The following is a 14176-nucleotide window of genomic DNA, read 5'->3' as shown; positions in this document are numbered from 1 at the left end:
ATGATCAACCTGACCGACAGCGCCATCAATGCGGTTCGCAACGCGATCACGACCTCCGACAAGCCGGTCGACGGCCTCAGGATCATGGTCGAAGCCGGCGGCTGCGCCGGGCTGAAATACAACATGGGCCTCGTCAGCGGCAGCGAGCCGGAGGACACCGTGATCGAGCGCGAGGGCGTACGCGTGCTCGTCGATCACAAGAGCCTCGAATATCTCGAAGGCACGACGATCGATTTCGTCATCGCGCTGGAGGGCTCCGGCTTCACCTTCGAGAACCCGAATGCCAAGTCGAGCTGCGGCTGCGGCAAGTCGTTCGCTTGAGTCTTCGCTCGATCATCCAACACGCGAGAAGTGAAACCATGCTGGTCGAATCCCAGGGCATCGTCGAAGCGCCGTCGCAGATGAGCGAGCGCGAGCGGATCATCCGAGCCGTGATCGAGGAGGTCCGTCCGAACCTCAAGCGCGACGGCGGCGATTGCGAGCTCGTCGAGATTGACGGCAACAAGATCATGGTCAAGCTCGCCGGCGCCTGCATCTTCTGCAAGCTCGCCAGCGCGACGCTGGAGGGCATCCAGGCGCGCATGATCGAGAAGCTCGGCGAATTCGTCCGCCTCGTTCCGGTGGCCGGCGCAGCCAAGGCGCGGCATTAAGGAGCGGCCTTGCGTCCGGTCTATCTCGACAACAACGCGACGACACGAGCCGATCCCGAGGTCGTCGCGGCGATGTTGCCGTTCTTTACGGACCAGTTCGGCAATGCTTCGTCCTCGCATGCCTTCGGCAGCGAGGTCGCGGGCGCCGTGAGGCAGGCGCGCAAGAGCCTGCAGGCGCTGCTGGGCGCCGCCTTCGACCACGAGATCGTCTTCACCTCGGGCGGGACGGAATCCGACAATGCCGCGATCCTGTCGGCGCTGGAGACGCAAGACGGCCGCGACGAGGTCGTCACGACGGCGGTGGAACATCCCGCGGTCCTGTCGCTCGTCGAATACCTCATGGACAAGCGCGGCGTCGCGGTGCATCTGATCGGCGTCGATGCGGCCGGCCGGCTCGATCTCGAGGCTTACAAGCGCGCGCTCGGCCCGCGCACGGCCATCGCCTCGGTGATGTGGGCCAACAACGAGACCGGCACGCTGTTTCCGGTGTCCGATCTGGCCAGGCTCGCGCATGAGGCCGGCGCGCTGTTCCACACCGACGCCGTGCAGGCGGCCGGCAAGATCGCGATCGATCTGAAATCCGCTGGCGTCGACATGCTGTCGTTGTCCGGCCACAAGCTGCACGGCCCCAAGGGCATCGGTGCGCTTTATGTTCGGAAGGGCACACCGTTCGCGCCGCTGCTGCGCGGCGGCCCGCAGGAGCGCCGCCGGCGCGGCGGCACCGAGAACGTGCCGGGCATCATCGGGCTCGGCAAGGCGGCCGAGCTGGCGGCAAAGCATCTCGCGGACGAGCAGGGCCGCGTTCGCGCGCTGCGCGACCGGCTGGAGCAGGGCATCCTCCAGAGCGTCGGCCATTGCGTCGTGCTCGGCGACCTCGCTGCGCGGCTGCCGAACACCTCCAACATCGCCTTCCAGCATCTCGAGGGCGAGCCGATCGTCATGCGGCTGAACCAAGCCGGTATCGCCGCCTCGCTCGGCTCGGCCTGCGCCTCCGGCTCGATGGAGCCGTCGCACGTGCTCCGCGCGATGAACGTGCCGCCGGATCTGCTGCGCGGGGCTGTCCGATTCTCGCTGTCGCGCGACACCACGGACGACGACATCGATCGCGTGCTGCAGATCCTGCCCGCCATCGTCGGCCGGCTCCGCGAGACCTCGCCGGCCTGGCTGCAGCATCGTCCATCGCCATCGGCGGACGCCCTTCGCCCTACGGAGCTCACGCAATGAAAGTCATGATCCGCCGCTCGCCGGAAACGGGCCTGTCGATCTACGTCCCCAAGAAGGATCTCGAGGAGCCCATCGTCGAGTCGGAGCACGAGTCCTTGTGGGGCGGCTGGATCCGCATCGCCAACGGATGGGTCCTCGAACTGCCGCAGATGGCCGCCGACACGCGGCTGCCGATCACGATCAATGCGCGCAAGCGCGGTGGCGAAGGGGACGAGTGATGAATGCGCCGCTTCCTCATATCGACATCGTCAAGCAGGCCGATGCCGAGGCCCTGCTCAAGGACGTCGTCGCCGGACTGAAGGCCGGCAAGGTCGTCCCGTTCCTCGGTCCCGCCGTGTCCGAGCAGTCCGGCGCCACGGTGCCGATGAATCCCGAAGCGCTGGCCGCGTTCTTCGGCACCAAGGTGGCGCTGCCGCGCCGAGCCAAGGGCAATGCGTGGGCTTCAGCCCAGCACATCGAGAGCACGCGCCACCGCTCGACGGTGACGGCGCTGATGGCCGAAGCCTTTGCCGCGCCCGTTGCACCGACATCGCTGCAGCAGCATCTGGCGTCGCTGCCGTTGCCGATGATCGTCGACAGTTGGTATGACGGCGCAATGCGAACCGCGCTCGGCGGGCGCGGCGATTGGGGCGAGGTGCAGGGCATCACGCGGGCCGGAATCGGCGAGGACCGCTGGTATCGCTTCTACGACGCCGCGGGCACCGAGAGCGATCGCGAGAAGGCCGCAAGCTGGACCACGCTGCTCTACAAGCCGCATGGCGGGATCACGCCGGCCAGGAACTTCCTGATCACCGATGCCGACTATGTCGAGGTGCTGACCGACATCGACATCCAGACACCGATACCCGACACGGTCAAGGACCGGCGCACCGACCGCAGCTTCCTGTTCATCGGCTGCCGCTTCAACGACCAGTTGCTGCGCACCTATGGCCGCCAGGTGATCAAACGCTCCGGCGCCGATCACTACGTCCTGGTCGAGCCCGACTCATTGTCGAAGAACGAGCTGAAGTTCTTCATCGCCGAGCGGTTGACGCCGATCGCGATTCCGCTGGCCCGCGCGAGCGAGATCATCATCGGCGGCTGAGCGAAACCACGACACCGGAAATTGAACAGCGCGGCCGCAAGCCGCGCTGTCTTGCCGTTCGTTCATGTGTCGCAATCCGAATCTGTAACGTTTCTAACAACGCTCGAAACGAGAGCCTTTCGCATGTTGGCAAGGCGACAGGCGCGATGATTTGGCTAAGGCGTTGATAGTCTGACGAAATGATCTTGTCCGCGGCGTGGCACGCGAGTTGCTGAACCCTAGCCCAAGGCGGTTTGCGGCTCGCCAGCAACGTTAAGGAGCGGACATGGACGCGTCAGTGCAGCACGAACAGGCGACGATACCGGACGGCGACAAGCTGAGCTCGGTGATGCAGACCATCGCGGAACACAAGGGTTGCGGCACCTCGGGCGGCAGCGGCAAGGCGAGCTGCGGCTCGGGCGCCGGCGAGAACGACCTGCCGCCGGAGATCTGGGAGAAGGTGAAGAACCATCCCTGCTACAGCGAGGAGGCGCATCATCACTACGCGCGCATGCACGTCGCCGTCGCGCCCGCCTGCAACATCCAGTGCAACTACTGCAACCGCAAATATGACTGCGCCAACGAGTCGCGTCCGGGCGTGGTCAGCGAGAAGCTGACGCCGGAGCAGGCCGCCAAGAAGGTGCTCGCCGTCGCCTCGACCATTCCGCAGATGACCGTGCTGGGCATCGCCGGCCCCGGCGATCCGCTCGCCAACCCCGAGAAGACCTTCAAGACCTTCGAGCTGATCGCGCGCACCGCGCCCGACATCAAGCTGTGCCTGTCGACCAACGGCCTCGCGCTGCCCGACCATGTCGACACCATCGCCGGCTTCAACGTCGACCACGTCACGATCACCATCAACATGGTCGATCCCGAGATCGGCGCCAAGATCTACCCTTGGGTATTCTGGAAGCACAAGCGCTACACCGGCGTCGAGGCGGCGAAGCTGCTCACCGATCGCCAGCTCCAGGGCCTGGAGATGCTGACCGAGCGCGGTATCCTCTGCAAGGTCAACTCGGTGATGATCCCCGGCGTCAACGACAAGCACCTCGTCGAGGTCAACAAGGCGGTGAAGTCGCGTGGCGCCTTCCTGCACAACATCATGCCGCTGATCTCCTCGCCGGAGCACGGCACCGTGTTCGGTCTGACCGGCCAGCGCGGTCCGACCGCGCAGGAGCTGAAGGCGCTGCAGGACGAGTGCGAAGGCGAGATGAACATGATGCGGCATTGCCGCCAGTGCCGCGCGGACGCCGTGGGCCTGCTCGGTGAGGATCGCTCGGCCGAATTCACCACCGACAAGATCATGGCGATGGAGGTGAACTACGATATCGACAGTCGCAAGGCCTATCAGGAGGCGGTCGAGCAGGAGCGTGTCGCCAAGGTCGTGGCGAAGCAGGAGGAGCTCGCCTCGCTCGCCGGCCAGTCGAGCGACATCAAGCTCTTGATCGCGGTCGCGACCAAGGGCTCGGGCCTGATCAACGAGCATTTCGGCCACGCCAAGGAGTTCCAGGTCTACGAGCTCTCCACCGCCGGTGCCAAGTTCGTCGGTCATCGCCGCGTCGACCTGTACTGCCAGGGCGGCTATGGCGACGAGGACAGCCTGGAGACCGTCATCCGCGCCATCAACGACTGCCATGCGGTGTTCGTGGCCAAGATCGGCGGCTGCCCGAAGAGCGACCTGCAGGCCGCGGGCATCGAGCCGGTCGATCAGTTCGCGCACGAGTTCATCGAAAAGTCCGCGATCGCCTGGTTCAAGAGCTACCTCGACAAGGTGAACAGCGGCGAAATCCAGCACGTCGTGCGCGGTGACGCCGAAATTCGCCAGGGCGCCCTGATTTCGGCGGCGTGACACCAGACCCCGGCGACGCTGTTGCGTCGCCGGGTCCCTTCGACAGGAGCCTTTGATGACCTTGAAGATCATTGCCTCGCAGTGCACGAGCTGCTCGGCCTGTGAACCCGAATGTCCGAACGTGGCGATCTCGGAGAAGAACGGCACCTTCGTGATCGATCCGAAGAAGTGCACCGAGTGCATCGGCCATTTCGACGAGCCGCAATGCGCGGCGGTCTGCCCGGTCGACAACACCTGCGTGATCGACAATTCGTTCCCGCGCTACCAGCCGCCGGCTTGAGGGAGACCGAGATGAATTTCACCCTCACGCCAGCCGCGCAGAAATTCATGCGAATGATGCTTCGAACCGACGGTACCGCGGGCTCCGGCTTCCGTCTCGCGGTGTCGCCCGGCGGCTGCTCCGGCCTTGCGGCCGATATCAGCGTGCTCGCCACGCCGCAGCCCGGTGATGCCGTGGTCGAGCGCGACGGTGTCAGGCTGTTTCTGCCGGCGGAAAGCCGCTTGCTGCTCGACGGTGTGACCATCGACTTCGCGGATACTGCGACGCAGACCGGCCTCGTGTTTCACGATCCGAAGCAGGTTTCGTGCTCGACCCACGCCTTGAAGGCGCTGGAGCACTAGGACAGCTCGCCATGCCCACCGATGCCCGGCCCAGCTCTCAGACCGCCATCGAGGACGCGTTGCTCGCCGACGCGCTGCTCGGCGGCGGCCTGCCGGAGGAGGCCGAGTATCATCTGTGGCAGGCGGGCCAGAGCTATCATCTCGACGAGGTTGCGGAGGCGCATCTGAAAGAGGCGGAAGCGCTGGCGCCTGGGCATGCGGCGGTCCTGATCGGCTTCTACCGGTTCTATTTCTACAAGGGACGGCTCGCCGACGCGCTGCGCATCGCCAAGCGGTGCCTCGCCAAGGCGGCCGCCGAAAACTGCTTGCCGCCGCACTGGCGCGACGTTCGCGCCGGTCATGCCGAGTTCGGCAGTTATGACAACATGCTGCCGCGTTTCTTCATGTTCACCTTGAAGGGATACGCCTATTTGCAGATGCGCCTCGGCAATCTCGTCGAGGGACGGCTCGCGGTGCAAAAGCTGCTCGAGCTCGATCCCAGCGACAAGATCGGCGCACGCGTCCTGCTCGAGGTGGTCGACCGGGTGGAGCTCGACGATGAATGACGACATCGACGAGGCCATCGACTGGCAGGGCAACGAGATCAGTTGTGCGGGCTGCGAACACGCGCAGCTCAACGCATCCGGCGGCTGTCGCCTTCGGCACGCCTGCGTGCACGACCGCTACGCCCGGCGCATCGACCGCTTCTTCAACTGGAATCCGGCGCTCGCCAACGGCTACGTCAAGCATCCGCATTTCGAGGTGCGCGCGATCGCGGCGAAGCATGCCAGCCCGTTCTTTCTGCCTCCGCTGCTCGATGATCCCGAGGAGACCGTGCGCTGGAACGCAGCGCGGCGGCTGCCGAAGCGGCTGGTGTTGCGGCTGCGCCATGATCCGCATCGCGAGGTCCGCATTCGAATCGCGACGGTGCTCGATCCGGAGGACCTGATGCCGATGATGATCGACGACGACTATTACGTCCGTCTCGTCGTGGCGCGCCGCATCGTACCGTCCGTGCTGGGCCGGATGATGGGGGACCCGGAGGCCGAGGTCCGTCGCGTCGTCGCGCGGCGCATCCCGAGCGACTGGCTGCTCGGCATGATCAGCGACCCCGATCCACGGGTGCGGCTCGAGATCGCCGAGCGCCTCGCGCCTGATCTCCTCACCGCGATGCGCAAGGACGCCGACTGGCGGGTGCGTCACGAGGTTGCGAGCCGGATCGCGCTCAGCGAGCTCACCGAGTTGACCCGCGACGAGGATCCGCTGGTGCAGGAGATGGCGCGCGACCGGCTCGCGAACCACTTCGGAGCTGCCATGGAGAAACCGGCATGAGCAACATCGTTCGTGACAGCGAGGTCGTGGAGTTGTCGGCGCCGCCGTACTTCACGTTCGGCGAGAAGGTCAAGGCCAAGCGCACGATCCGCAACGACGGCACTTATGCAGGCAAGGAAATCGGCGAGATCCTCGCGAAGAAGGGCGAGATCGGCTACGTCGTCTCGATCGGAACCTTCCTGCAGCAGTTCTACATCTACGGCGTCGAGTTTCTCGAAAGCGGAAACCGCGTCGGCATGAAGCGCAAGGAGCTCGAATCGACCGTCCCCCGCGGGGAGGCCGACGACGAGTTGCCCCTGCCGAGAGCGTACAGATCATGATCGAGCCACGACTGCCGAAATATCAATGGGGTCAGCGTGTCAAGGCGCTGATCGACCTCGTCAATGACGGCTCGTTCCCGAACGCGCCGGCCGAGGCCAAGCTCGTTGGCGTCGGCGATATGGGTGAGATCGTGCAGGTCGGCACCCACACGGAAGCGAACATGCCGATCTATCTCGTCGAGTTCGGCGAGCAGCTCGTCGTGGGTTGTCTCGAAGAGGAGATCGTCCCGGTTGAGGTGCGATGATCCACGATGGCCGCAACCGCGCTCAAGCCCAGCTTTGTCCTGCCCGCACATCCCAATGAGTTGGATCGCAAGCGGATCGCGCGCGCGCTGAAGTCACGCAAGCGCTACCGCTATGTCGAGCCGACAGTGTCGCCGGTCGACGAGGGTTATCACGTCCGCAGTCCTTGCTGCTCGCGCAACATCGACAAGGACGGCGGGGTGATCGACGTCGCGCTGCTGCGCCATGATCCCGCGAATGCGATGTGGAAGCTGTTCTGGAGAGATCACGCGCAGGGGACGTGGGAGCTGCATAGTCTGCATCGGCGGTTGACCGCGGCGGTCGACGAGCTGAACGCGGACCCTGAGCGGATCTTCTGGCAGTAGAGCGAAGAGGACGGGTGACATGGCATTGGCCGAACAGGAATTGAATGAGATCGCGCTGGTCCTCGAGCGACCCGACGCCGGCAGCGCGGCGTTCGGCGAGCTGCGCCGCCGCTTTCCAAAGCTGGTACTGACACGTTGTGACGCGTCTGATGTCACGGAAGCGCCGTTCCGCAGCTATCCGGCATTCGACCTGCATCTGCTCGACGCCAGCGACCACTGCGCGGGTGTGACCGATGACCTTGCCAAAGCCACCGGCCTGATCCTGGCCAAGCGGAGCTGAGCATGACCAAGCCCTATCTGGTGCATGACGCCGATCGGCAGGAGCAGGATGAAGCGGAGCTTACGCCGGTCGAGGCGAGCTTCATTCCGCTCTCTGATCCCGACATTACCACGGCGGAGATTGCTGCCGTGGACGCCGCGCTGCGCTCGCCGCGGCTGTCCTGCGGTCCGCTGGTCGAGGAGTTCGAGGCGGCATTCGCAAGCTATCTCGGGCGCAGATACGCCATTGCCGTCCCGAGCGGAACGCTTGGCCTGGTGCTGGTCCTGAAAGCGATGGGCATCGGGTCGGGCGACGAGGTAATCACGTCGTCGTATTCGTTCCGCGAGATCGCGCATGCCATCAGCATCGTCGGCGCCAAGCCGGTGTTTGCGGATATAGATTACTACTCGGGCACGCTGGCGCCAAGCAAGATCGAGGCGCGCATCACGGAGCGGACAAAGGCGATCCTGGCCGGCAACACCAACGGCCATCCGGCCAAATGGTCGGAGCTGCAGGCGATCGCGAAGACCCGCAATCTGCCTGTCATCGAGGATTCGACCGAGGCCATCGGCTCGAAATACAGGGGGGCGCTGGTCGGCACATTCGGTACGGCCGCGGTGTTCGATTTCTCGCAGCCTTTCGCGCTCACCTGTGGTGAGGGTGGCATGGTCGTCACCGACGACGTCGACATCGCGGTGGCCGTGCGTCGGCACCGTTCGCACCGGCTCGACGAGCGCGCATCGGTCGTGGTCAGCAGCAGCGCGTCGCACCAGGCGGTGATGAGCGACGTGACCGCCGCGCTCGGGTTGGCGCAATTGCGGCGGATCGACGAGATCCTCGAGCGGCGCAAGCTGATCGAGCAGATCTATTACAGCGAGGTGCAGTCGTTCGAGGGCATCAAGGACCCCTATGTCGGGCCCGATGTCACCGAGGTGAACTGGTTTCTCTACCAGGTGCATCTGGGCACGCGGTTCTCGAAGTCGAGCCGGGATTCGATCGTCGAGGATCTCAGGGTCGAACAGGTCGAGGCCGTGGCCTATTCGAATCCCCTGCATCTGCAGCGGCATTATTTCGACATGGGATATCGCCGAGGCGATTATCTCGTGACCGAGAAGGTCGCCGATCGTGTGGTGGCCCTGCCATTCCACGTGCATCTCACCAGGGATCAGATCGCCTTCATCGTTGCGACGATGAAGGACGCCTCGGTCAATGTCGGGGCGGGCGCCGCGATCTACTGAGAAGTTCTAAGTTCAAACCGAAAAGGAGAATCCAAGTGGCGACATTGACGGTAATGCCCTCCGGTAAGACGATCGAGGTGGGCGAGGGCACCACCATTCTGGCAGCGCTGCTCGGCGCCGAGGTCGAGATCCAGCATAAATGCGAGGGCCAGGCAAAGTGCGGTTCCTGCCACATCTTCCTGCAGGAGGGACGCAAGGGCGTGTCGAAGGTCACCAAGCTGGAGAACGAGAAGCTCGACACCATCGTCGGCGTCGGCTCGAAGTCTCGCCTCGCCTGTCAGGCGACCATTCTTGGCACCGAGAACGTCAAGATCGAACTCCTGGGCTTCGGCTCGGGCCTGTAACAGGAGGATCACATGGACAAATTGACGCTTCATGTCCGCTTTGCCAATGATGGCACGGTCGCCGAGATCAGCGAGCGGCCGGTCGAGCTGACGCCGCAGCAGTGGTTCGACAAGCTCAGCGAGGCCATCGGCATGAAGGCCTATCAGACCTTCGCCGGCGGCCGCGGCGTGTTCAAGGTGGCTCGTGAGCAGATCGAGGCCCTGAAGACCGCGGCTGTCTCGTGACGCGGTCGGCAGCATGAGCACCGATGCGGGACAGGCGTGCCGATTCTTCGTCTCCTACACGGGCGTCAAGCTGCCGCTGCGGCTCGTGACTGCGATTGCGCCGGAGCAGCTGTCGAACCGCAACACGTTCATCCGCGGCTATTTCGATGCCGCGGGCGTGCTGACCGGATTCGAAAAGATCGTCTATGGCGAGATCGAGCTCACGCACAGCTACAGCTACCATGCCAGCGGGGCGTTGAGGCGGGCCGAGATCGTGATGCTGGACGAGGAGCCGGCGACGCTGAATTTCGACGAGACCGGCGCACCCGTCGCCGGGCGAGACGCTTAAGAAGGAGGCCCCGTGACCGTCGCCAAGCTGATCGAGGCTCTTGCCAGCATGCCGAAGGACGCTATCGTGCTGATGGACAGCGGCGGTGGATTGTCGCGTGTCGATACGCTGGAGCTTGTGGACGAGCAGGGCCCGGGCGCCCCGGCCGAGGTGATCCTGCAGCCGAGCTTGGATGAGTAGAGGGCGGACTGGTCGGATGGCGGACGCTGGGACTTCAGAGACTGGAACTCCGGACGCAGGGCCGGTCGCGACCCCCTATGAGCGAATCGGCGGAGCGGTTGTCGTGGACCGTCTCGTCGAATCCTTCTACCACCGAATGGATACGCTGCCGGAGGCCAAGGGCATCCGCGACATGCACGGCCGCAATCTCGGGCCGATCAAGCACATCCTGAAGCGCTATCTCTCCGAATGGCTGGGCGGCCCCAAGCTGTACTCGCCAGAGAAGGGCCATCCGCGGCTGCGCCAGCGTCACATGGGCTTTGCCATCGGCAATGCCGAGCGCGACGCCTGGCTGCTGTGCATGCGCGGCGCGCTCGAGGAGACTGTCAGCGACGTCAAGGCCCGTCAGGATGTCGACGCCGCCATGACCAAGCTCGCCGACTGGATGCGCAACCAGGCCGGCAACCCGCACGATGCTCGGGCCGCGCGGCCGTGAGCCTGCGGTGACGTCATTACGAGGAGACGAAGGCGACGAAGCAATCCAGAGTCGCCCGCCTTACCCTGGATTGCTTCGCGCTCGCAAGGACGGAAAGGACGTGACGCGTAGGCTGGACCAAGCGAAACGCGCCCACCGGCGGTCTCGCCTGCAACATGGGCCAGAAAGGTGGGCACGGCGATCTTCCGACGGTGCAATTCACTGCCGTCCGTGGCGCCTTTGCCCACCTTACGCAATCCAGCTAATACAACGGCACGCCGAAGAAGGTCTCGTCGTCGCCGCCCCAGGCGCGGTGTAGCGCCAGGGCGGTCTGCCATTGCATCATCTCGACCTCGCTGGCATTGCGATGCGTGATTCTGCCGTCCGGCACCTCGGCGAGCAGGAAAGGCTTGCCGTTGCGGATGAAGCGGTTGAGATCCTTGGTGTCGTTGGGGCGCACGACGCAACGTGGCCGCTCGTCGATCAGGATGGTGGTCGGCAGCATCGCGGCGCTCTCACTCCATCGGCGGTCCCATGTCGTCGTCGGCTTTCTTCTTCTTTTTCTTGTCGGTCTTGGCGAGCGCATAGGCGCCGGCGTTCTTCAGCGTGATCGGCGGCTGCCCGACGACATATTGCGAGATCCACGCCAGGGTCCGGTCATGTGCCAGCGCAGCTGCAGATTCATCATAGGTCTCGCCGTCACCGTCGAACGCATGCGCGGCATTCGGATAGGAGAACGCGCTGACCTCGGGATGATAGGCGCGGAACGTGGTCACCTCCGCGAACGGCACGACGATGTCGGCCTCGCCGAAATGGAGCAGCGTCGGAATCCTGCGCTTGGCGCCGGCCGCGTTGACGACACCGGTCGCGTAGTAGCTCACCGCACAGGCCACACCGGAGACGCGGTTGGCGGCGTCATAGGCTAGACCGCCGCCGGCGCCAAAGCCGACCACCGCCACCTTGCCGCAGTCCTTGACGCTGTCGACCGTTGACTGGATCTCGGCGAGCAGCGGTGCTGCCGGATCCGGCACGCTCTCGGCCGGCTCGCCCTCCGTTGCCGCTTCGATCTCCGCGGGAGGCGACAGCTCCGGCGCAATCACGACATAGCCGCTCGCGGCGAAAGTATCGGCGACCTTGCGTAGCTTGCCGGCAGCGTCGGCGCCGTCCGGCAGGACGACGATCGCCCCCTTCGGCGCGTCGGCGGGATCGGCACGAAACGCCTGAAAGGTATGGCCGTCGCTGGCGGTCAGCTTGATCGTGCTCGCTGTAGGCATGTGATGCTCCTGCTCCCCTTGCGCGGTTGGCGCGCGTTACAACAAACCCAGCTCCAGGGCGGTCTCTTCGGACATGCGCGACTTGTCCCATGGCGGCTCGAAGACAAGGGTGACCCTGACCGACACCACACCGTCGACGGCCTGTACGGCGTCCTCCACCATTCGGACGATCTCGCTTGCGACCGGACAGCCGGGCGCCGTCAAGGTCATGTCGATCTCGACCGCGCCGCCGCCCTCGTGCGCGATCCGATAGACCAGCCCGAGATCGTAGACGTTCACCGGAATCTCCGGGTCATAGACCGTTCGCAACGCTGCAATCACGCTCTCGGCTGCACTCTGGGAGCCGGTCGCTACGGCGTTCTGCGCCGGGGAAGGAGGGGGCGGGGCGTGCATGGTCATCATGCGTTGGTTCCTCTCATGATCCTGGTTCGCACCGGGGGATGGTCGTTGGAATTCGAGTCATGTTTCGCTCATGCATGGCGTCGCCTCATTCCGAACCGAGCCCCTCGGCCAGCGCGGCGACGACCGGCCATCCGACGGCGCCGGTGGGATCGAGTCGCCGCAGCGCCGCGAGCATTTCGGCTGCTCCGTCGGAATCAGTCTTGCGCAGATGGATGAAGGCGAGGGCCTTCAGCGTGTAGAGCGCGAAGCGGCCAGCGCCATCCGGCAGCGGATCATGCGGCGTCCAGTGCCGCCAATCCCGTGGCCAGCCGGCCTGGCGCGCCGCTTCGGCAAGGCCCAGCTCGGCGACCGCCTCTGCCTCGTCGAGATGGCCTTGATAGGTGTGAATCTTGTACAGACAGAAGTAGGTCGGAAGCTGCTGCGGAGCGGTCGCCAGCGCCTGGCGAAACAGCCGATCCGCCTGCGCGTGGTCGCGGCGATACGCCGCCACGCCCTGTTGCAACAGCGCATCGACCTCTTGCGGCAGATCGCCGAAGTTGATCGTGTCGGGTTCGCTGACGAGTTCGAGCATCTGCATTGACCTCGATCAAATCACTGCAAGACGCGGACCGTTTTCGCGCGGGCGCAGCAGCGCCGGAGCCGGCACGAGGCGGGCGGAAGAGCGGGCCGATGTTGGATTTTGAACGCCACCTCTTCGCCGCGCCGAGGCCGATGTCGCAAAGACGACGCAACGCTTGGCGATTTGGCGTGGACGCGTCGTCAGATGCAGACGAGACGGCGATCGCGGCGAGCAAATGACTGGTTCGGAGCTTGCATGAGGCCTTCATCAATCCAGCGGGAGTGGCAGCGATGGCGATGGCAGCAACGGATATCGAGCGTCTGATCAAGGAGGCGTTCCCGGATGCCGTCGTCCTGATCGAGGATCTGGCGGGCGATGGCGACCATTATTCGGCGCGCGTCACCTCGCAGGCGTTCGCCGGGAAGAGCCGGGTGCAACAGCATCAGATGGTCTATTCGGCTCTCAAGGGCCAGATGGGCGGCGTGCTGCATGCGCTGGCGCTCGAGACGTCATTGCCGAAGTGATCGTTGCGATCCGGCTGATCGGTCGCATTCAGGGAAAGGATCCAGTCTATGTCGACATCCGAACGCATTCAGAAGCTGATCGACGGCAATGATGTCGTGCTGTTCATGAAGGGCGTGCCGGCGGCGCCGCAATGCGGCTTCTCCGCCGCGGTGACGCAGATCCTGGCCAAGCTGGACGTGGCGTACGAGAGCGTCAACGTGCTCGCCGATCCCTTCATTCGCGAGGGCATCAAGGAGTTCTCCAACTGGCCGACCATTCCGCAGCTTTATGTGAAGGGCGAATTCGTCGGCGGCTGCGACATCGTGCGCGAGATGTTCCAGGCCGGTGAGCTCGCGACCCTGCTCGCCGACAAGGGCATCAAGGCGCCTGTGTCATGAGCGATGTCGATGTCGCCGAGGCGGATGATTCATTCGAGATTCCGCAGCTCTACAAATATCACGCCTTCGTCTGCCTGACGCAGCGTCCGCCCGGACATCCGCGCGGCAGCTGCGGCGCGCTCGGCGTGCAGCCGCTGTGGGACCGGCTGACCAAGACCATCGAGGCGCAGCGGCTGACGGACATCGGCGTCACCGCCGCGGGCTGCTTCGGCTTCTGCAGCGCCGGACCGATGATGGTGGTCTATCCGGACGGCGTCTGGTATCGGCCGACCAGGCCGGAGGATATCGACGAGATCGTCGAATCCCACTTCAAGCAGGGCAAGCGTGTCGATCGCCTGGTCATGGTGTTGAAGCGCTGAGCTTGC

The 14176-nt window shown here is 64.7% G+C and carries 27 protein-coding genes; 23 read left to right on the top strand and 4 right to left on the bottom strand.

Annotated elements, in window-relative coordinates; translation table 11 throughout:
* From QW863_RS24240 to QW863_RS24145, 20 genes are all read left to right on the top strand, one after another.
* Positions 1–321 (top strand): HesB/IscA family protein, encoded by a 321-nt coding sequence (locus QW863_RS24240; RefSeq protein WP_257170758.1) that lies wholly within the window; start codon positions 1–3, stop codon positions 319–321.
* A gap of 38 nt (positions 322–359) precedes the next feature.
* Positions 360–650: a NifU family protein gene (locus tag QW863_RS24235; RefSeq protein WP_315713137.1), complete on the top strand. Its 291-nt coding sequence runs from the start codon at positions 360–362 to the stop codon at positions 648–650.
* 9 nt (positions 651–659) lie between these two features.
* Positions 660–1874, top strand: a complete 1215-nt coding sequence (gene nifS, locus QW863_RS24230; RefSeq protein WP_315768852.1) for a cysteine desulfurase NifS — start codon at positions 660–662, stop codon at positions 1872–1874.
* Complete coding sequence (gene nifT, locus QW863_RS24225; protein WP_315713133.1) at positions 1871–2092, top strand: putative nitrogen fixation protein NifT; 222 nt, start codon at positions 1871–1873, stop codon at positions 2090–2092. Before nifS ends, nifT begins: the two co-directional genes overlap by 4 nt.
* Entirely contained in the window at positions 2092–2958 is an 867-nt protein-coding gene (locus tag QW863_RS24220; protein WP_315768850.1) for an SIR2 family protein, read from the top strand. The genes nifT and QW863_RS24220 overlap by 1 nt, the downstream gene beginning before the upstream one ends.
* Positions 2959–3223: 265 nt before the next feature.
* On the top strand, positions 3224–4786 hold the full coding sequence (gene nifB / locus QW863_RS24215) for a nitrogenase cofactor biosynthesis protein NifB (RefSeq protein WP_315768848.1): 1563 nt from the start codon (positions 3224–3226) through the stop codon (positions 4784–4786).
* Between the two features lie 55 nt (positions 4787–4841).
* A complete protein-coding gene (locus tag QW863_RS24210; protein WP_006609676.1) occupies positions 4842–5066 on the top strand; it encodes a YfhL family 4Fe-4S dicluster ferredoxin in 225 nt (74 codons plus the stop codon).
* An 11-nt stretch (positions 5067–5077) separates the two neighbouring features.
* A complete protein-coding gene (locus QW863_RS24205; RefSeq protein WP_315713125.1) occupies positions 5078–5407 on the top strand; it encodes an iron-sulfur cluster assembly accessory protein in 330 nt (109 codons plus the stop codon).
* A gap of 11 nt (positions 5408–5418) precedes the next feature.
* A complete protein-coding gene (locus QW863_RS24200) occupies positions 5419–5952 on the top strand; it encodes a hypothetical protein (protein ID WP_315713124.1) in 534 nt (177 codons plus the stop codon).
* Positions 5945–6718 (top strand): 4Fe4S-binding leucine-rich repeat protein, encoded by a 774-nt coding sequence (locus QW863_RS24195; protein ID WP_315768845.1) that lies wholly within the window; start codon positions 5945–5947, stop codon positions 6716–6718. The genes QW863_RS24200 and QW863_RS24195 overlap by 8 nt, the downstream gene beginning before the upstream one ends.
* Positions 6715–7038 (top strand): nitrogen fixation protein NifZ, encoded by a 324-nt coding sequence (locus tag QW863_RS24190; RefSeq protein ID WP_315768844.1) that lies wholly within the window; start codon positions 6715–6717, stop codon positions 7036–7038. The genes QW863_RS24195 and QW863_RS24190 overlap by 4 nt, the downstream gene beginning before the upstream one ends.
* Complete coding sequence (locus QW863_RS24185) at positions 7035–7283, top strand: nitrogen fixation protein NifZ (protein WP_315752850.1); 249 nt, start codon at positions 7035–7037, stop codon at positions 7281–7283. Before QW863_RS24190 ends, QW863_RS24185 begins: the two co-directional genes overlap by 4 nt.
* A gap of 6 nt (positions 7284–7289) precedes the next feature.
* The gene (locus QW863_RS24180; protein WP_315713117.1) at positions 7290–7646 is read left to right on the top strand and encodes a DUF3024 domain-containing protein; all 357 of its coding nucleotides are present in this window, start codon (positions 7290–7292) and stop codon (positions 7644–7646) included.
* Positions 7647–7665: 19 nt separating this feature from the next.
* Entirely contained in the window at positions 7666–7926 is a 261-nt protein-coding gene (locus tag QW863_RS24175) for a hypothetical protein (protein WP_315768842.1), read from the top strand.
* 2 nt (positions 7927–7928) lie between these two features.
* Entirely contained in the window at positions 7929–9143 is a 1215-nt protein-coding gene (locus QW863_RS24170) for a DegT/DnrJ/EryC1/StrS family aminotransferase (RefSeq protein ID WP_315768840.1), read from the top strand.
* A gap of 35 nt (positions 9144–9178) precedes the next feature.
* On the top strand, positions 9179–9487 hold the full coding sequence (locus QW863_RS24165) for a 2Fe-2S iron-sulfur cluster-binding protein (protein WP_315713113.1): 309 nt from the start codon (positions 9179–9181) through the stop codon (positions 9485–9487).
* A 12-nt stretch (positions 9488–9499) separates the two neighbouring features.
* A complete protein-coding gene (locus QW863_RS24160) occupies positions 9500–9712 on the top strand; it encodes a hypothetical protein (RefSeq protein ID WP_315752854.1) in 213 nt (70 codons plus the stop codon).
* A gap of 13 nt (positions 9713–9725) precedes the next feature.
* Complete coding sequence (locus QW863_RS24155; protein ID WP_315768838.1) at positions 9726–10040, top strand: DUF6156 family protein; 315 nt, start codon at positions 9726–9728, stop codon at positions 10038–10040.
* 12 nt (positions 10041–10052) lie between these two features.
* Positions 10053–10220, top strand: coding sequence for a hypothetical protein (locus QW863_RS24150; RefSeq protein ID WP_315713107.1), 168 nt, complete (start codon positions 10053–10055; stop codon positions 10218–10220).
* Positions 10221–10236: 16 nt separating this feature from the next.
* On the top strand, positions 10237–10695 hold the full coding sequence (locus QW863_RS24145) for a group II truncated hemoglobin (protein WP_315768837.1): 459 nt from the start codon (positions 10237–10239) through the stop codon (positions 10693–10695).
* A gap of 241 nt (positions 10696–10936) precedes the next feature.
* On the opposite strand, the gene QW863_RS24140 is transcribed toward QW863_RS24145, so the two are convergent.
* From QW863_RS24140 to QW863_RS24125, 4 genes are all read right to left on the bottom strand, one after another.
* Complete coding sequence (locus QW863_RS24140) at positions 10937–11179, bottom strand: hypothetical protein (protein ID WP_315768836.1); 243 nt, start codon at positions 11177–11179, stop codon at positions 10937–10939.
* Between the two features lie 10 nt (positions 11180–11189).
* Entirely contained in the window at positions 11190–11948 is a 759-nt protein-coding gene (locus tag QW863_RS24135) for a dienelactone hydrolase family protein (RefSeq protein ID WP_315768835.1), read from the bottom strand.
* Positions 11949–11984: 36 nt separating this feature from the next.
* A complete protein-coding gene (locus tag QW863_RS24130) occupies positions 11985–12347 on the bottom strand; it encodes an iron-sulfur cluster assembly protein (protein WP_315713640.1) in 363 nt (120 codons plus the stop codon).
* An 88-nt stretch (positions 12348–12435) separates the two neighbouring features.
* Positions 12436–12927, bottom strand: coding sequence for a hypothetical protein (locus tag QW863_RS24125; protein WP_315768833.1), 492 nt, complete (start codon positions 12925–12927; stop codon positions 12436–12438).
* A gap of 272 nt (positions 12928–13199) precedes the next feature.
* Between QW863_RS24125 and QW863_RS24120 the strand changes: the two genes are divergently transcribed.
* From QW863_RS24120 to QW863_RS24110, 3 genes are read left to right on the top strand one after another with little or no spacing between them, the layout of a single operon-like run.
* Positions 13200–13433 (top strand): BolA family transcriptional regulator, encoded by a 234-nt coding sequence (locus QW863_RS24120; protein ID WP_315768831.1) that lies wholly within the window; start codon positions 13200–13202, stop codon positions 13431–13433.
* Positions 13434–13481: 48 nt separating this feature from the next.
* Positions 13482–13811 (top strand): Grx4 family monothiol glutaredoxin, encoded by a 330-nt coding sequence (grxD, locus tag QW863_RS24115; RefSeq protein WP_315768829.1) that lies wholly within the window; start codon positions 13482–13484, stop codon positions 13809–13811.
* A complete protein-coding gene (locus QW863_RS24110) occupies positions 13808–14170 on the top strand; it encodes a (2Fe-2S) ferredoxin domain-containing protein (protein ID WP_315768828.1) in 363 nt (120 codons plus the stop codon). The genes grxD and QW863_RS24110 overlap by 4 nt, the downstream gene beginning before the upstream one ends.
* Positions 14171–14176: the final 6 nt, after the last annotated feature.

It is taken from the genome of Bradyrhizobium sp. SZCCHNR1017 (assembly GCF_032381375.1).
In the GTDB taxonomy this organism is placed as follows: Bacteria; Pseudomonadota; Alphaproteobacteria; order Rhizobiales; family Xanthobacteraceae; genus Bradyrhizobium.
The sequence above is the reverse complement of the archived record's forward strand: the minus strand, read 5'-3'. Positions and strand labels throughout refer to the sequence as shown.

Excerpts from the sequence above, each read along its gene's own strand:
- QW863_RS24110 (WP_315768828.1), top strand. The coding sequence starts at position 13,808 with ATGAGCGATGTCGATGTCGCCGAGGCGGATGATTCATTCGAGATTCCG.
- grxD (WP_315768829.1), top strand. The coding sequence starts at position 13,482 with ATGTCGACATCCGAACGCATTCAGAAGCTGATCGACGGCAATGATGTC.
- nifT (WP_315713133.1), top strand. The coding sequence starts at position 1,871 with ATGAAAGTCATGATCCGCCGCTCGCCGGAAACGGGCCTGTCGATCTAC.
- QW863_RS24155 (WP_315768838.1), top strand. The coding sequence starts at position 9,726 with ATGAGCACCGATGCGGGACAGGCGTGCCGATTCTTCGTCTCCTACACG.
- QW863_RS24160 (WP_315752854.1), top strand. The coding sequence starts at position 9,500 with ATGGACAAATTGACGCTTCATGTCCGCTTTGCCAATGATGGCACGGTC.
- QW863_RS24185 (WP_315752850.1), top strand. The coding sequence starts at position 7,035 with ATGATCGAGCCACGACTGCCGAAATATCAATGGGGTCAGCGTGTCAAG.
- QW863_RS24190 (WP_315768844.1), top strand. The coding sequence starts at position 6,715 with ATGAGCAACATCGTTCGTGACAGCGAGGTCGTGGAGTTGTCGGCGCCG.
- QW863_RS24205 (WP_315713125.1), top strand. The coding sequence starts at position 5,078 with ATGAATTTCACCCTCACGCCAGCCGCGCAGAAATTCATGCGAATGATG.
- QW863_RS24135 (WP_315768835.1), bottom strand. The coding sequence starts at position 11,948 with ATGCCTACAGCGAGCACGATCAAGCTGACCGCCAGCGACGGCCATACC.
- QW863_RS24140 (WP_315768836.1), bottom strand. The coding sequence starts at position 11,179 with ATGCTGCCGACCACCATCCTGATCGACGAGCGGCCACGTTGCGTCGTG.
- QW863_RS24235 (WP_315713137.1), top strand. The coding sequence starts at position 360 with ATGCTGGTCGAATCCCAGGGCATCGTCGAAGCGCCGTCGCAGATGAGC.
- nifB (WP_315768848.1), top strand. The coding sequence starts at position 3,224 with ATGGACGCGTCAGTGCAGCACGAACAGGCGACGATACCGGACGGCGAC.
- QW863_RS24170 (WP_315768840.1), top strand. The coding sequence starts at position 7,929 with ATGACCAAGCCCTATCTGGTGCATGACGCCGATCGGCAGGAGCAGGAT.
- QW863_RS24220 (WP_315768850.1), top strand. The coding sequence starts at position 2,092 with ATGAATGCGCCGCTTCCTCATATCGACATCGTCAAGCAGGCCGATGCC.
- QW863_RS24175 (WP_315768842.1), top strand. The coding sequence starts at position 7,666 with ATGGCATTGGCCGAACAGGAATTGAATGAGATCGCGCTGGTCCTCGAG.
- QW863_RS24180 (WP_315713117.1), top strand. The coding sequence starts at position 7,290 with ATGGCCGCAACCGCGCTCAAGCCCAGCTTTGTCCTGCCCGCACATCCC.
- QW863_RS24130 (WP_315713640.1), bottom strand. The coding sequence starts at position 12,347 with ATGACCATGCACGCCCCGCCCCCTCCTTCCCCGGCGCAGAACGCCGTA.
- QW863_RS24195 (WP_315768845.1), top strand. The coding sequence starts at position 5,945 with ATGAATGACGACATCGACGAGGCCATCGACTGGCAGGGCAACGAGATC.
- QW863_RS24120 (WP_315768831.1), top strand. The coding sequence starts at position 13,200 with ATGGCGATGGCAGCAACGGATATCGAGCGTCTGATCAAGGAGGCGTTC.
- QW863_RS24145 (WP_315768837.1), top strand. The coding sequence starts at position 10,237 with ATGGCGGACGCTGGGACTTCAGAGACTGGAACTCCGGACGCAGGGCCG.
- QW863_RS24210 (WP_006609676.1), top strand. The coding sequence starts at position 4,842 with ATGACCTTGAAGATCATTGCCTCGCAGTGCACGAGCTGCTCGGCCTGT.
- QW863_RS24125 (WP_315768833.1), bottom strand. The coding sequence starts at position 12,927 with ATGCAGATGCTCGAACTCGTCAGCGAACCCGACACGATCAACTTCGGC.
- QW863_RS24240 (WP_257170758.1), top strand. The coding sequence starts at position 1 with ATGATCAACCTGACCGACAGCGCCATCAATGCGGTTCGCAACGCGATC.
- QW863_RS24200 (WP_315713124.1), top strand. The coding sequence starts at position 5,419 with ATGCCCACCGATGCCCGGCCCAGCTCTCAGACCGCCATCGAGGACGCG.